Origin of the sequence: Sphingomonas azotifigens NBRC 15497 (assembly GCF_002091475.1) — a bacterium.
Lineage (GTDB): Bacteria > Pseudomonadota > Alphaproteobacteria > Sphingomonadales > Sphingomonadaceae > Sphingomonas > Sphingomonas azotifigens.
In genome coordinates this window covers 1-14,930 of record NZ_BCTR01000087.1, presented here as the reverse complement: position 1 = coordinate 14,930, position 14,930 = coordinate 1, and the positions used below count along the sequence as shown (strand labels likewise).

Below are 14,930 nucleotides of genomic sequence, written 5' to 3'. Positions count from 1 at the left end.
CCTGTGCCGATCATCGCAATGCGCACGATTTTCCCCTGTGCAGAGCAGGCTGTTTCCAGCGATTGGTCAAGGCTCTTAACCGAACCTGCTGCGACCGCAACCCGTCGCAGTGCAGCAATCGGGTCAGGGCGCTGACCGCAAACGAAAAAGGCCCGCCGAAGCGAGCCTTTCCTTGATCCGTCGTTTCGGCCGGCAGCGTTGCGCCGCCGGCCTCTAACGGAGGGTTCAGAGCGGACGGATGTCCGAGCCGCCGATACCGTCACGGAAGAAGATGTCGAAGAAGGTCATTTTTTTGGCTCCCATTTCTGCGCTGTTACGCGCAAGTCATTTCGTTAATGAAAAATTTACTTCTTAGCAATCGGGGATTCTGCGGAGGGTGCGATCTGCACGGACGTGCAGGATTTCGTTTACCATTCCTTCAGTTGCTGTCCGTAATCGTTGTCAGCGAAGGGTCGAGGGTGGGTTCGCAGCGGAAAATTTGCGGCAGTGGCGTCAGCAAACCATCGGAAATGCGCGATTTTGTGCAAATTCCAGGATCAGCCAGTAGTTTTTCGCGAATCAGTCCTTTAATCGGTGTGATGCCGGGGCAGGCGGCAGGAGGGCATTCGGTGAGCCATGGCTTGAACATATCGGCGCTATGCCGGGTGACCAATTTCGAGACAGTGCGCCGGATTTTGGGAAAACTGGCGCTGCAGGGGGCGCTGGATGAACTCGCGCATCGCATCACCGGCACGTTCGGGGGTGCGGAACTGATCGGCGCCGGCCGCGATCTCATGGAATTCGCGTTTCGCGCGGCGGATGCGCAAGCGGCGCAGGCGCAGCTCGAGGCCGTGCGCCACGAACTGACGTCGCGGCAGGAGGGACTTGCCCCGGAAGCGCGCCTTTCCTTCGATATCGGTGCCGCCTGGGCGTCGTGCGACGAGGGAGACACGTTGCGGCTGCTGGAGGCGGCGGAAGCGGCACTGGATCGTGCGGCGGATGCGGGCGGTCTCGCGGTGATCGACCTGTCGCTGGCCGATCGGGCGGTCGATCGGCTGACGCTGATTTCCGAAATGCCGCGCGCCATCGCTGCGGGCGAGATGTTCCTGCACTATCAGCCCAAGATCAACGTCCGGCAGCAGCAGGTGGCGAGCGCCGAGGCGCTGATCCGCTGGCAGCATCCGGAACGCGGCCTCGTTCTTCCCGGCGACTTCATCGCGGCGGCGGAAGAGTCCGGGCAGATCGCCCCGCTGACGCTCTGGACGCTCCGGCAGGTGATCGCCGACCAGCGCCGGCTCGCCGCCGAGGGGCACGATATCCCGCTGTTCCTCAACATCTCGGGCATGCTGCTCGCCAACGCCGAGTTCATCGACGCTGCCTGCGCCATCATCACCGCGCATCCGGAGGCCAAGCTCGGTTTCGAGATCACCGAAACCGCGGTGATCCGAGATCCGGAAAGCGCGATCCGCCACCTGCACCAGTTCGCCGATCATGGTGTGGTGTTGGCGATCGACGATTATGGTGCCGGCCTGTCGTCGCTCGCCTATCTGAAGCAGCTCCCTGCCAAGGAGCTCAAGATCGACAAGATGTTCGTGACGCAGCTCACCTCCAGCCATCGCGATCCGCTGATCGTGCGCTCGACGATCGACCTGGCGCATGCGCTCGAAATGGAAGTGACGGCGGAAGGCGTGGAGACGCCGGCGGCGCTGGCGCTGCTGAGCGTGATGGGCTGCGATCTGGTGCAGGGTTATCTGATCTCCCGCCCGGTGCCGTTCGCGGCGCTGTGCACCTTCCTCGACGAACAGGAACACCGGATCGAGACCCTATCGAACCGTCCGGTATTTTCTCGGTCCGGAAGCTTCTGGAAGCGCGCCTGATGCACGGCGGCGCGGCCCGGCGGTTCCGTGTCGTCGTCGCCGGCCTGCTGCTATCCTGCATCGTGCCTGTGCCGGTGCGGGCCCAGCAACTTCCAGGCGATGTTGCGGAACTGGTTGCCCAGGCGCGCGATCGGATCGTCGATCAGTCGGCGGATCCCGATCCGCTGTTGCGGCGGATCGAGGCGGTGGCGGCACGTACCCCCGATCCGCAGCAGCGGGCGCTGATCGAGGGCACCGCCTTGTGGCTGCGCGCCGAAATGCAGCTTCGCAACGATCATGCGGAAGAGGCGCAGGCGTCGCTACAGCGTGCCCAGCAGGTGGTGAAGGCGATTCCCAGGCCGGTGCGGCTGAAGGGCGATCTGCTGATCTCGCTCGGCAACCAGTTCATGATGCGCGACAAGGCTGCCGACGCTTTGTCTGCCTTTCAGCAGGCATATCGCATCTTCGAGCAGGTTGGCGAGCCGCGCAGCGAGGCGATCGCGCTGCAGAGCATCGGCCTGCTCTATTCGACCGCGCAGGACGACAATCGCGCGGAGCGCTATTTCCGGCAAGCGGCACTGCAATTCACCGGCGACGATCTGCTTTCGCTGACACTGCACAATCGCCGCGGCAATGTACTCCTCGTGCTGGAGCGCTATGGGGAGGCGAACGCAGAGTACCGGGAGGCGGTGGCGCTCGCCCGCAAGCTCGGCAAGCCGATGCTGGAAGCGCGAGTGCTCGACAACATGGCGCGAAGCCTGGTCGAGGCGCGCGATTTGCGACAGGCGCGATCGACTCTCGATCGAGCCTTCGCGCTGCTCGCAGAGTCGGGCGATGTCGCCGACGCCGGCCCGATCCGTCGCCGACTCTACGCGACCGCCGCGAAGCTTGCCACCGACGAAAACGACATGGCTCGGGCCGCGTCGTTCATTCACAAGGCGTTCGATGGCGTTGATCTCACCCAGACCCCGCCCGACTTTCGCAGCCCGCACCTGATTGCGTACCTCATCTACCGCCGCCTCGGCGACGATCGGCTGGCGCTGCGGCATCTTGAGGCAGCGCGCCGGCTAAGTGACGAGGCGGCGAAAGTCGCAACGACGACAAGCGCCGCGCTGATGGCTGCACGGTTCGACTATGCAAACCAGGAACTGACCATCCAGCGGCTCAAGACCGAGCAGTTGCGCAAGGCCGCGCAATTCCAGCGCGTGCTGTTCGTGTCGCTCGGCATCGCGACCTCGGTCGTGATCCTGCTGATGGGCGTCGGCCTGTTCACCATCCGGCGCAGCCGCAACCAGGTGCGGGCGGCCAACGAAGTGCTCGCCGGCACCAATGCGGCGCTCGCCAAGGCCCTGCGAGCAAAGACCGAGTTCCTCGCCACCACCAGCCATGAGATTCGCACGCCGCTCAACGGCATCCTGGGCATGACCCAGGTGATGCTCACTGACCGCGGGCTCGCCGAAAATGTGCGCGAGCGGCTGGAGGTGGTGCAGGGCGCCGGGTTGACGATGCGGGCGCTCGTCGACGACATCCTCGACGTCGCGAAGATGGAAAGCGGCAACTTGACCGTCGATCCCGTGCCGATGGATTTCCGTGCGCTCGCCGACGAGGTGGTGCGGCTCTGGACCGATCCCGCGCGCGCCAAGGGGCTCGTCTTCGATGCCGACCTGGAGGGCGCGCCCGATTGGATCCTCAGCGACCCCAGCCGCCTGCGGCAACTGCTCTTCAACCTGCTCTCCAACGCACTCAAGTTCACCGCAAACGGATCGATCGGGCTGCGCGCGTCGAAGGTTGCGGGCGAGGCGGGGCAGGGCGCCCGGCTGCGGATCGCCGTGTCCGACACCGGCATCGGCATCCCCGCCGACAAGCTCGAGGAAATCTTCGAAAGCTTCCGCCAGGCGGATTCGAGCACGACGCGGCAATTCGGGGGCACCGGTCTCGGTCTCACCATCTGCCGGAACCTGGCGCAGGCGCTGGGCGGCGACATCATCGTCGAGAGCGAACTGGGCCGCGGTTCGACCTTCACGCTGGATTTGCCGCTGGTCGCGGCCGAAGCGCCGAGCGCTGCCGTGCCCGCAAGCGATCCAAACGCAACCGCCGTGCTGATCGTGGAGCGCAACCCGATCACCCGCGCGATGCTGCGCACCGTGTTCGAGCCCGTCGTGGGGCAGGTGCGATTTGCCGCCAATGCGGGCGAGGCGCTGGAGCTACTCGAATTGGAGCAGTTCGCCGCGCTCCTCATTGACGAGGCTGCCGTCTCCACCGCAACGGAAGCGGGAGTGGAAAGCATCGCAAGCCTTTGCCGGGCGCAGCCCACGCTACGTTCCACCTTGCTGTGGAGCGGTGGCGCGGACGATGCGCGCGCACGCATTATGGACGCCGGCATAACACAAGTGATAGAAAAGCCGATTGCGGCCGCAGAATTGCTCGAAACAGCAGTTCCGCCATCCGCGCGGAAATTGGAAATTCTGGGGAAGGACCCGCTTGTATCGCAGGCGGCTTAGGGCGATAATACACCACGAAATGCACACTTTGATCGGAACGCTGGTGTCTGCCCGGGAGGGCGAGCCTCGATGAACATCCTGTTCATCGAGGACGATCCGATGAATCGGCGCGTCGTGAAGGACATGCTGGACGTGGCAGGTGCGACGATGGCCGAAGCGGCCTGGGCCGAGGAGGGCCTTGCCCGCATCGACGCCGAGACGTTCGACATCGTCCTGGTCGATCTGCGCATGCCCGGCACCGATGGGTTCGAGACCGTTCGGCAGATCCGGGCGCGCGGCGATGCCAAGGCCGAGCTGCCGATCATCGTGGTGACCGCCGATACCGCGGTCGACCTGCGCGAGCGTTGCCTGGCGACGGGGGCGGACGATGTGCTGTTCAAGCCGGTGGCAATGGACGCGCTGTTCGATGCGATCGGTCGCGTGCTGGCGAATCGCGGCGGCGCCGTTCTCGCCTGATCAATCCTCGGCGATACGGCTGGTGCGGGCGGTGTCGCGCATTGTCGCATAGGTGATCAGCGAGATGCCGATCATCGCGGTGACGTAGCCGTAGAAGCCGCGCTCCCAGCCCTGCTGCTTGAACCATAGCGCCACCGACGGGGCGGTGCCGCCGAAGATCGCATTGGCCAGCGCATAGGGCAGGGCGACCCCCAGCGTGCGGATATGCGCGGGAAACAGCTCCGCCTTCACCACTGCGTTGATCGCGGTGTAGCCGGTGACGATCAGCAGTGCGGCCGTCATCAACGCAAAGGCGGTGAGGCCGTCGCGCACGCCTTCCAGCGCGACGAAGATCGGATAGGTGAACAGCACCCCCAGCACCCCGAAGCCGATCATCAGCGGTTTGCGACCGATTCGATCGGAGAGGGCGCCGGCGAGCGGCTGGACCAGCATGAACACGAACAGCGCGGCGGCATTCACTTGGGTGGCGGCGGCGTCGGAGAAGCCGGCCGTCTTCTTGAGGAAGGTGATCGGGTAGATCGTATAGGCGTAGAAGGCGAGGGTGCCCCCGGCGGTGAGCAGCAGCACCAGCATCGCTTCGCGCGGATGCTGGCGGAACAGCGCAAAGGCGCTGGAGGCCGCGGTGCGATCGCGCCTGGCGAAGCTCTCGGTCTCGGCAAGGCGGCGACGCAGCCAGTACACCAGCAGCGCCAGCGCGCCGCCCAGCGCGAACGGCAGGCGCCAGCCCCAGGCGCGCAGACTGTCCTCCGGCAGCACCGCCTGCAGCAGCAGCAGCGCGACCAGTGCGGTCAACTGCCCGGAGATCAGTGTGACATATTGGAAGCTCGAGAAGAAGCCGCGGTGCCGCCGCCCGGCCATTTCGGAAAGATAGGTGGCGCTGGCGCCATATTCGCCGCCGAGCGACAGGCCCTGGAGCAGCCGTGCCACGACCAGCGCTGCCGTCGCCGGCCAGCCGATGGTGGCGTAGCTGGGCGTGGCAGCGATCAGCAGCGAGCCCGTACACATCAGTGTCACCGACAGGCTGAGGCCCGCCTTGCGGCCATGCCGATCGCCATAGACGCCCATCAGCCACCCGCCGATCGGCCGCATGAAGAATCCTATCGCGAAGACGATCCAGGCGTTCAGATCCTGCGCGGTGCCGGGCGCGAAAAAATGGGGCGCGAGATAACTGGCCAGCGCCGCATAGGCATACCAGTCATACCATTCGACCAGATTGCCGGCGGAGCCGCCAAGGATGGAGCGCAGGCGCGTGGTGCGGTCGATCGGGGCGTGGGTGGGGTCGGCCATTGCCGGCGTATAGCAGAGCTCCGCCCGCCGCAAAGGACGCACAGGGGGTGGCGACCTCTCGGCGGGCGGAGCGGATCGCGCGGAAAGCCTAACGCGCGATACCGTTCGGCGCAGTCGGGGCAGGACTCGCGTTCAGCCGGCAGCACCCCATTGCACCGTGGAAATCGCCGCGGCATTTCGGGAGGTGGCGAAAGATTGCGTCAGGTTGCAAGCGGCAGGCAGACCCGCACGCGCCCGCCGGCACCCCCCGGACGATTCTGCAGCGTAACGGTCCCGCCGTGCAGCTCCACGATCGACCGGACGATGGCGAGCCCCAGGCCGGTGCCGCCGGTCGCTCGATTGCGCGAGTTTTCCCCGCGCACGAAAGGCGCGAACAGCGTCTCGGCATGGGCAAGGTCGAAGCCGGGGCCGCGGTCGTCGACGAAGATCTCGCCCTGCCCGGCGTTCAACATCCACCATATCTCCGCCACCTGGCCGTAGCGGATGGCATTTTCGACGAGGTTGCCGAACAGGCGGCGGAGCGCCGGCAGGTCGCCGACCAGCACCATCCGCGGTCCGGGCTCGGCGGTTACCGGCTTGCCCGCCGTGGAAAGATCGTCGGCAAGGCTTTCGATCACGCTGCCCAGATCGAGCCGTACCATCTCGCCATGGGCGCGATCGTCGCGGGTGAAGCGCAGCGTGGCGGCGAGCATCGCGCGCATCTCGCCGATGTCGGCCACGGCGCGCTCGCGGGCGGCATCGGGCAGTTGCTCCACCCAGAAGGCGAGCCGCGACAGCGGCGTGCCGAGATCATGGGCCATTGCCGCGAGCATGACGGTGCGGTTCTCGGCCTGTTGCAGGATGCGCGCCTGCATCGCCTCCATGGCCCGGCCAAGCTCGCGAATCTCGCGTGGGCCCTGCAGCGGAATCATCTCTGGCGCGCCAAGCCGCGCGCGCGTCGCTGCCTCGGCCAGCCGCCGGATCGGCCGGGAGATGCGGCGCGCAGCCGCCCAGGCGAGCAGCGACAATATCCCGAGGGTGAGCAGCATCCATTGGAGGATTGCAAGTCGCCACCGGCCCAGCGCCGGGGCGCGGGTGAACGATGCGACGAGCCAGCCGTCCGGCGTGCGCCGGGCGATCGCGAAGCTGCCATGGATGTCCTGTTCGGGATCGCCGCCCGGCCACTGATAATAGCCGCGCACGTCCTGGGGCGGCACGGGAATCAGAATCGCGATCGCGCGGTCGCGTTCCAGCGAGGCGCGTTCGTCGCCGTGCGGAAAGCGATCGGTGGGGGATAGCGTAAGCGTGATCGCCTGGCCTTGCGGCGCAGCTGGCACGCGCCCGGTGCGCAGCGCCTCGGCAATGCGGGCGATCGGCATCGGTCCGGAACCCGGCGGCGGCCCGCGATACACCACTGCGAACTGCACCAGCATCACCACCGCCGCCGAACTGATGGCAAACAGCATCATCGGCACGACGATGGAAGCGGGACGGCGTCGAATCACTTGGGAGTGACTTCGGCGACGAACATATAGCCTTCGTTGCGGATCGTGCGGATCAGTTCGTCGGCGCCGCTGCGCGCCAGCTTCTTGCGGAGGCGGCTCATCTGCACGTCGATCGCGCGGTCGAAATGTTCGCTGTGCGCGCCGCGCGAGTAATCGAGCAGTGCGTCGCGGGTCAGCACCCGGCGCGGCCGCTCGACGAGCGCGAGCAGCAGGCGGAACTCGCCGTCCGACAGGTTGATCAGCACGCCTTCCGGATCGAACAACTGCCGCCCGATCGGATCGAGGCGCCAGCCGGCGAAGCGCATATAGCTGCGTTCATGGGCGATCGGCGCGACCGACGGGGCTGCGATGCGCCGCAGGACCGAGCGGATCCGCGCGAGCAGCTCACGCGGGTTCGCCGGCTTGGCGACATAATCGTCGGCGCCCATTTCCAGGCCGACGATCCGATCAATGTCCTCGCTCAGCACCGAATGCAGGATCACCGCGGGGCCGCTGCGGCGGTCCAGCGTCCGCAGGATCGACAGGCCGTCCTCGCCCGGCATCATCAGGTCGAGCACGACCAGCGCATAGCTGTTGCCGGCGAGCGCGGCGCGCATCGTCGTCGCATCCTCGGCGGTGTCGACCACATAGCCATGCTGCTGGAGGAAGGCGGCGGTAAGCTCGCGGATCCCTGGGTCGTCATCGACAATCAAAAGGCGGGTTTCAAAATCCACGGCGGGTACTGGCTGAATCATGACCTGAGTATTGCGCCCCGAATCTATCTGCCGGGTTGCAGTGCTGCAATCTGGTGTAATGCGGGCCATATCCGGCCGAAACGACAATCTGTCGGGCAACCGCCAACCCGCACGCTTTCGCTTGAAGAATCGCCCGGGCGCTGATAGGAGGCCCGTTCGACGCCGCAACTATGGTTTCGGCGGCCCCTTGCTATTGAGTTTGATCGGAGCTGTACGACTTTATGCAAATCATCGTTCGCGACAACAACGTCGACCAGGCGCTGCGGGCGCTCAAGAAGAAGCTGCAGCGTGAAGGCGTCTATCGCGAGATGAAGCTGCGCCGTCACTACGAGAAGCCGAGCGAGAAGCGCGCCCGCGAGCGTGCCGCTGCCGTGCGTCGCGCCCGCAAGCTGGAGCGCAAGCGCATGGAGCGCGACAGCGCCCGTTGAGGCCTGCCCGGCGCGCGTGCTAGAGCGCGCGCCGTCGTTTCTCTTCCCTGCATAACGGGGGCGCAGGTCCCCGCCGGAGTCCGATCATGTCGGTGACCGCCGTTCCGCTCCAGCCCGTCAAGGGCAGCTACACGCTCTGGATCTGGTTGGGGGTGCTGGCGGCGGCCGCCGTCGCCTTCGCGCTGGCCTGGACCGGCACCCGCGCCCCCGCCGCGTCGCATCTCGATGCCGACGCGTTCCTGGCGTGGCACAAGAACCAGTCGGGCATCCAGACAACCCCGTCCGGTCTCCAGTATCAGGTGATCGAGGCCGGTAGCGGCGCCAACCCTGCCGAGCAGGACGGCGTTGTTGTCGAGATCGTCGGCACGCTGCGTAGCGGCAAGGAATTCCAGCCCAAGACGCCGATGCGTTTCCAGATCGGCCAGCCGATGATCCCGGGCTTCACCGAGGGCGTGAAGCTGATGAAGAAGGGCGCCCGCTATCGCTTCTGGCTCCCGCCGAAGCTGGGCTATGGCGCCGCCGGCGGTTCGCCCAATGAACTGTCCGATCAGGTGCTGATCTTCGACGTCAACATGCAGGAACTCGTGCCTGCCGCTGTCATCCGCCAGATGATGCAGCAGCAGGGCGGTCTGCCCCAGGGCGCCGGCGCCCAGTAAGCGGTTCCGATCTGCAGCAGTTGAAGAGCCCGCGAGTGATCCTCGCGGGCTTTTTCGTGCCTGCGTCCCATCGGTATGCAGGAGCGGCGGTCGCAGCTCGGCTCAGCCGGCGAGGCGCAAGCCGGCGGCGATGCTTTCGGGGGCCGGCTGGTCCGGCCAGATGCCGCGCGTGTCGTAGACCAGCTTGCCGGCGCGCTCGTCGAGCGGAACCGATTTGAACAGGTCGTGATCGACCAGCACGATGAAGATCGGGCAGCTCTCGATCGCGCTGTCGATATCGGTCAGCGTCGCGCCCGTCGCGGCGAGGGCGGGCGGCAGCGTCTGGGCATAGGGTTCGACGATGCGGACGCGCGGCCCGTGTCGCTCGGCAATCGCCTGCGCCACCTTGAGCGCCGGGCTCTCGCGGAAATCGTCGATATTGGCCTTGAAGGCGAGGCCCAGGCACGCGATCGGTGCGCTCGGCAGGCGCGCGATCAGCGCCTCGGCGCGGGCGATCGAATGCGCCACCTTGCCGTCGTTCACCTCGCGCGCGGTGCGGATCAGCGGGCTGTGCTCGGGATCGGAATGGACGAGGAACCACGGGTCGACCGCGATGCAGTGCCCGCCCACGCCCGGGCCGGGCGAGAGGATGTTGACGCGCGGGTGGCGATTGGCGAGACGAATCACCTCCCACACATCGACGCCCATGCCCTCGGCCAGGATCGACAGTTCGTTGGCGAAGGCGATGTTGACGTCGCGGAAGGCGTTTTCGGTCAGCTTGGTCATCTCCGCCGCGCGCGCGGTGGTGGTGACGCAGGCGCCGCGGACGAAGCGCCGGTAGAAGTGCAGCGCCTTGCGCGCGCAGCGGGGCGTGATGCCGCCGATCACCCGGTCGTTCTCGATCAGCTCGACGAGGATGCGACCGGGCAGCACGCGCTCCGGGCAATAGGCGATGGCGATGTCGGCGCTGCCGCTGCTGTGTCCGGGCACCTTCAGGTCCGGCCGCAGCCGGGCGAGCAGGTCGGCGACCTGTTCGGTGGTGCCGACCGGCGAGGTGGATTCGAGGATCACCACGTCGCCGCCCTTGAGCACGGCCGCGATCGTGGTGGCGGCCTGGAGCACATAGCCGATATCCGGCGCATGATCGTCGCCGAACGGGGTTGGCACGGCGATGACGAACACGTCGGCGGGCTCGATGGCGAGCGCCGCGCGCAGGTTGCCGCGCGACACCACGCCCGAGACAAGCCCGTCGAGATCGATTTCCTCGATATGCACCCGGCCCGAATTGACCGTCTCGACCACGCTCGCGTCGACATCGATGCCGAGCACCTGCGCACCGGTTCGCGCGATCACCGCGGCGGTCGGCAGGCCGATATAGCCGAGACCCAGCACCGCCACCTTCGGCTCAGACGTAACCAGCATCGCACACTCCGCGGAGATCGTTCGCGGACACCATGGCAGCCAGCCGTTAAAATATCGGAAGGCGGGTTACGGGAGAGCGAAGCCCGCGCGGATGATTGCGGCGATTCGCGCCGACGCCTGACCGTCGCCGAACGGATTGTGCGCGCGAGCCATCGCCGCATGCGCTGCCGGGTCGTCGAGCAGGCGGCTCACCTCTTCGACGATCCGGTCCGTATCGGTGCCCACCAGCCGGGCGGTGCCCGCGGTCACTCCCTCGGGCCGCTCGGTCGTCTCGCGCATCACCAGCACCGGCTTGCCGAGGGCGGGGGCTTCCTCCTGCACGCCGCCGGAGTCGCTCAGCACCAGATCGGCCATGCCAAGCGCGCGGATGAAGTGCGGGTAATCGAGCGGATCGACGCGGGCGATGTTCGGCTGCCCGCCAAGCGCAGCGTCCATCACCGCGACGACATTGGGATTGGGATGGACGGGGAAGAGGATCGCCACGTCGGGCCGGGCGGCGATGCGGCGAAGCGCCTCGGCGATCGCCGCCATGCCGCCGCCGAAATTCTCTCGGCGATGGGTGGTGACGAGCACCAGCCGCTTGCCGGTGAAGCGCGCCGCGATCGGGTCCAGCCCGGCGGCCAGCGCCGGATCGGTCGCGATCCGCGCGCGCGTGGCGAGCAGCGCGTCGATCACGGTGTTGCCCGTCACATGGATGCTGGCAGGCGCGATGTTCTCGTCGCGCAGTGCATTGGCGGCCGTCTCGGTCGGCGCGAAATGCTGGTCGGCAATGGGGGCGACGATGCGGCGGTTCACCTCTTCCGGCCAGGGCTGGTAGATGTCGCCCGAGCGCAGCCCCGCCTCGACATGGCTGACCGGGATCTTGCGATAATAGGCGGCCAGCGCGCCGACCATCGCGGTGGCGGTGTCGCCCTGCACGATCACCCGGTCGGGCCGCACTGCACCCAGCGCCTCGCCGATGCCGGTGAGCAGCCGCGCGGTCAGCGCGTCCAGCGACTGGCCCGGCGTCATCAGGTCCAGATCGATGTCGGGCGTGATCCCCGCGATCGCCAGCACCTGGTCGAGCAGTCCGCGATGCTGCGCCGTCACGCAGGTCACGACGTCGATGCCGGGCGTTGCCTGAAGCGCGCGAACGACCGGAAAAAGCTTGATGGCTTCCGGACGTGTGCCGAAGACGACGAACAGCTTTTTTGGGTCCTGTGCCATAGGCACGCGATATCGTAATTGCGTCACCGAACCATTACGGAGGCTGCGCGTTTGCCACCCGCGCGGCGCACCGTTATGCCGCACTGCACCGCGAATAGTTCACGAGGGGGGTTTATGACGATCAAACCACTGCGAAAGGCCGTTTTTCCCGTTGCGGGTCTCGGTACCCGGTTCCTGCCGGCCACCAAGGCCATGCCGAAGGAGATGCTGCCGGTCGTCGACCGCCCGCTGATCCAATATGCGGTCGACGAGGCGGTTGAAGCCGGCATCGAGCAGATGATCTTCGTCACCGGCCGCGGCAAGTCCGCGCTCGAGGACCATTTCGACATCGCCTATGAGCTGGAAGCGACGATGACCGCGCGCGGCAAGTCGCTCGAGGTGCTCGACGGCACCCGCCTCAAGCCGGGCAACATCGCCTATGTTCGCCAGCAGGAGCCGATGGGCCTGGGCCATGCCGTATGGTGCGCCCGCGACATCGTCGGCGACGAGCCCTTCGCGGTGCTGCTGCCGGACGACTTCATGTTCGGCCAGCCGGGCTGCCTCAAGCAGATGGTCGATGCCTATAACAAGGTCGGCGGCAACCTGATCTGCGCCGAGGAAGTGCCTGACGACCAGACCCACCGCTACGGCATCATCACGCCGGGTGCGCAGGAGGGCGTGCTGACCGAGGTGAAGGGGCTGGTCGAGAAGCCGGCGCCGGGCACCGCGCCGTCGAACCTCTCGGTCATCGGTCGCTACATCCTGCAGCCGGAAGTGATGCGCATCCTGGAGAACCAGGGCAAGGGCGCTGGCGGCGAAATCCAACTGACCGATGCGATGCAGCGCATGATCGGCGACCAGGCGTTTCACGGCGTGACCTTCCAGGGCACGCGCTATGATTGCGGCGACAAGGCCGGCTTCATCCAGGCCAATCTCGCCGTCGCGCTGTCGCGCCCGGATCTCGAACCGGCAGTGCGCGCGTTCGCGGAGAAGGCGCTGGGCTGAGCCCAGGGCCTTGCCCCTTCGTCATCGTCGCCATCGTGCGCGTTCAGGCGCGGCGGGGCGACGATGGCCGTATCGGTTCGTGCCGGCCGTCAGTCCGTGGCGGCAAGCAGCGCGGCGAGCTCGGTGCGGCCCGTGATGCCCAGCTTGTCGTAGATGCTGGTGAGCTGGTTGCGCACCGTGAAGGGCGAGATGCCGAGCGCGCGGGCGATCGCCTTGTTGGTCCGCCCATCGGCGCTGAGCCGGGCAACCTCCAGTTCGCGCGGCGCCAGATCGTCGACGGGGGCCTTGGGCCGTGCCCGTAGCCACAGCAACTCGTGGACCGGCGTGCACCGGACGACCACGGCGCGTCCTCGATAGGTGAACGCCCGACCCCGGCGGAGGTCTTCCCGCAACGCCGGCGGCAGGCGTGCGCCATGCCAGTCCGGCCATTCCAGCCGCAACATGTCGAGGAATTGCGGGCGCGCGACATAGAGCAGCGCGTCGCCGTCACAGGCGGCCGTGGCATAGTTCGCGATGCCGGTCGACTGCTGCGTCTCGAGCAGATGGATCAGCCGGTTGACCCCCAGCGCCTCCAACAGATGCGGCGTGATGCCCTCCACGAAGCGCCGCTCGCCTTCGGTGAAGGCGGGGCCGCTGGCGCCCCGGAACAAGGTGACCGAATGGAACATCGAGGTCAGCGGATCGAGCAGGCAGGTGGAGAGCACATATTCCAGCCCGAACGCTTCGATGATGCGCTCGACCAGTTCCGGATCGTGGATCAGGCGCCGTGCCACGATATTGACGGTGCGGCCGGGTGTCGCGAAGGCCAGCCTGCCGACAACGTCGCGCTCCTCGAGTCCGGCCCAGATGCCCTCCACCTCCGGCGGCAGCTGGAAGCGCCAGTTGCTCACCAGGTGCACCCTGCCGTCTTCCTGGACGACATGCGACCAGAAGCCGGAATCGAACGGGACCTGTGCCTGCAGCGCGGCGAAGCAGCGATCCTGGAAGTCACTAGCGGCTTCGGCACGCGCGAGGCGATACAGCGACAGTGCGAGTTCGTCGCACCTCTCCTCACCGCCGATCAGGCCGCTCGCGCCGTGCATGTCCGCGCAGGTGGAATCGATGGTCATTGGTACATCCGTCCTATGGATGGCCTTCGGCGCCACCTGTAGAATTTTTCCCGCAGGGTCGTTTTGCGTTTCAGCAAAAACCAGAAAAACCAGTTGCCTGTACCGCTAATCTGCCAATGATGGGGGATCGTGCAATGAAAATCGAACCTGTGGCGCTCGCCGGTCTGGCGATGCTTGCCCTTGCCGGCGTGCCAGCGCATGCCGCGGTCATTCCCGGACTATACCTTACCGGTGTCGATGCTTCGGGTGTTCGCTACACGAATGATGGTGTCAGCGATCTGCATTATGTGGTGAACGGATTGGCTTCGCCGGTAACCTACAAGCATCCCGTCTATCTGAACGTTTCGGATGCCTATTGGATCGCGGCGGAGCCGGGCGGCGCCTACACCTACAACCCCAACACGTTCACGCTCAACTTCGACCTGACCGGCTTTGACATCGCGACCGCCACTGTCTCCGGACTGTTCGCGGCCGACAATGCCATCGCCGTCGCGCTGAACGGCGGCGCGTATCAATTCGACAGCACCGGCTATTCGACGTTGAGCGCGTTCTCGTTCAACACCGGCTTCGTGCAGGGCATCAATGTGCTGAGGTTCAAGCTCACCGATTCCGGTCCGCCGGCGGCATTCGTCGTTTCCGGCCTCAGCGGGACCGCGGCGGTGCAATCGGCCTCGTCGGTACCGGAGCCGGCGAGCTGGGCGATGATGATCGGCGGTCTTGGCCTTCTCGGCGCCATGCTTCGCCACCGTTCGCGGAAAATCCGCCCGGCCTGAACAACCCGCCACGGCCATGGCAGGCGGTGCGTTTGCCCCGCCCTTCTGCCATGGCCGATCGGATCCGCCGCTTGGG

General features: G+C 66.4%; 13 protein-coding genes. 7 read left to right on the top strand and 6 right to left on the bottom strand.

From position 1 onward, the window contains the following. Positions 1-335 precede the first annotated feature (335 nt). The 3 genes from SAZ01S_RS21855 (at position 336) to SAZ01S_RS21845 (ending at position 4,792) form a co-directional block, all read left to right on the top strand. A complete protein-coding gene (locus tag SAZ01S_RS21855) occupies positions 336-1,856 on the top strand; it encodes an EAL domain-containing protein (RefSeq protein WP_245825121.1) in 1,521 nt (506 codons plus the stop codon). Further along, positions 1,856-4,336 (top strand): ATP-binding protein, encoded by a 2,481-nt coding sequence (locus tag SAZ01S_RS21850; RefSeq protein WP_084584460.1) that lies wholly within the window; start codon positions 1,856-1,858, stop codon positions 4,334-4,336. The genes SAZ01S_RS21855 and SAZ01S_RS21850 overlap by 1 nt, the downstream gene beginning before the upstream one ends. Positions 4,337-4,405: 69 nt before the next feature. After that, positions 4,406-4,792: a response regulator gene (locus SAZ01S_RS21845; RefSeq protein WP_084584459.1), complete on the top strand. Its 387-nt coding sequence runs from the start codon at positions 4,406-4,408 to the stop codon at positions 4,790-4,792. Here SAZ01S_RS21845 and SAZ01S_RS21840 read toward each other — a convergent pair whose 3' ends face one another. The 3 genes from SAZ01S_RS21840 to SAZ01S_RS21830 all read right to left on the bottom strand — a co-directional run bounded on the left by SAZ01S_RS21840 (position 4,793) and on the right by SAZ01S_RS21830 (position 8,297). Further along, the gene (locus SAZ01S_RS21840) at positions 4,793-6,079 is read right to left on the bottom strand and encodes an MFS transporter (RefSeq protein WP_084584458.1); all 1,287 of its coding nucleotides are present in this window, start codon (positions 6,077-6,079) and stop codon (positions 4,793-4,795) included. Between the two features lie 200 nt (positions 6,080-6,279). After that, entirely contained in the window at positions 6,280-7,527 is a 1,248-nt protein-coding gene (locus SAZ01S_RS21835) for an ATP-binding protein (RefSeq protein WP_084584457.1), read from the bottom strand. A 32-nt stretch (positions 7,528-7,559) separates the two neighbouring features. Further along, positions 7,560-8,297 (bottom strand): response regulator, encoded by a 738-nt coding sequence (locus SAZ01S_RS21830; RefSeq protein WP_084584456.1) that lies wholly within the window; start codon positions 8,295-8,297, stop codon positions 7,560-7,562. Positions 8,298-8,518: 221 nt separating this feature from the next. On the opposite strand from SAZ01S_RS21830, the gene rpsU reads away from it, so the two are divergent. Both rpsU and SAZ01S_RS21820 read left to right on the top strand, forming a co-directional pair. After that, the gene (gene rpsU, locus SAZ01S_RS21825; protein ID WP_010545388.1) at positions 8,519-8,725 is read left to right on the top strand and encodes a 30S ribosomal protein S21; all 207 of its coding nucleotides are present in this window, start codon (positions 8,519-8,521) and stop codon (positions 8,723-8,725) included. A gap of 86 nt (positions 8,726-8,811) precedes the next feature. After that, complete coding sequence (locus SAZ01S_RS21820) at positions 8,812-9,381, top strand: FKBP-type peptidyl-prolyl cis-trans isomerase (RefSeq protein WP_084584455.1); 570 nt, start codon at positions 8,812-8,814, stop codon at positions 9,379-9,381. A gap of 102 nt (positions 9,382-9,483) precedes the next feature. Here SAZ01S_RS21820 and wecC read toward each other — a convergent pair whose 3' ends face one another. Further along, the gene (wecC, locus tag SAZ01S_RS21815; RefSeq protein ID WP_084584454.1) at positions 9,484-10,782 is read right to left on the bottom strand and encodes a UDP-N-acetyl-D-mannosamine dehydrogenase; all 1,299 of its coding nucleotides are present in this window, start codon (positions 10,780-10,782) and stop codon (positions 9,484-9,486) included. Between the two features lie 66 nt (positions 10,783-10,848). Next, the gene (wecB, locus tag SAZ01S_RS21810) at positions 10,849-11,988 is read right to left on the bottom strand and encodes a non-hydrolyzing UDP-N-acetylglucosamine 2-epimerase (RefSeq protein ID WP_084584453.1); all 1,140 of its coding nucleotides are present in this window, start codon (positions 11,986-11,988) and stop codon (positions 10,849-10,851) included. A gap of 114 nt (positions 11,989-12,102) precedes the next feature. Here wecB and galU point away from each other — a divergent pair, with 114 nt between their 5' ends. Next, positions 12,103-12,972, top strand: a complete 870-nt coding sequence (gene galU / locus SAZ01S_RS21805; protein ID WP_084584452.1) for a UTP--glucose-1-phosphate uridylyltransferase GalU — start codon at positions 12,103-12,105, stop codon at positions 12,970-12,972. Positions 12,973-13,061: 89 nt separating this feature from the next. Here galU and SAZ01S_RS21800 read toward each other — a convergent pair whose 3' ends face one another. Next, on the bottom strand, positions 13,062-14,081 hold the full coding sequence (locus tag SAZ01S_RS21800; RefSeq protein WP_084584451.1) for a helix-turn-helix transcriptional regulator: 1,020 nt from the start codon (positions 14,079-14,081) through the stop codon (positions 13,062-13,064). A gap of 149 nt (positions 14,082-14,230) precedes the next feature. Between SAZ01S_RS21800 and SAZ01S_RS21795 the strand changes: the two genes are divergently transcribed. Beyond that, a complete protein-coding gene (locus tag SAZ01S_RS21795) occupies positions 14,231-14,854 on the top strand; it encodes a PEPxxWA-CTERM sorting domain-containing protein (RefSeq protein WP_245825120.1) in 624 nt (207 codons plus the stop codon). The last annotated feature ends 76 nt before the right edge of the window (positions 14,855-14,930 follow it).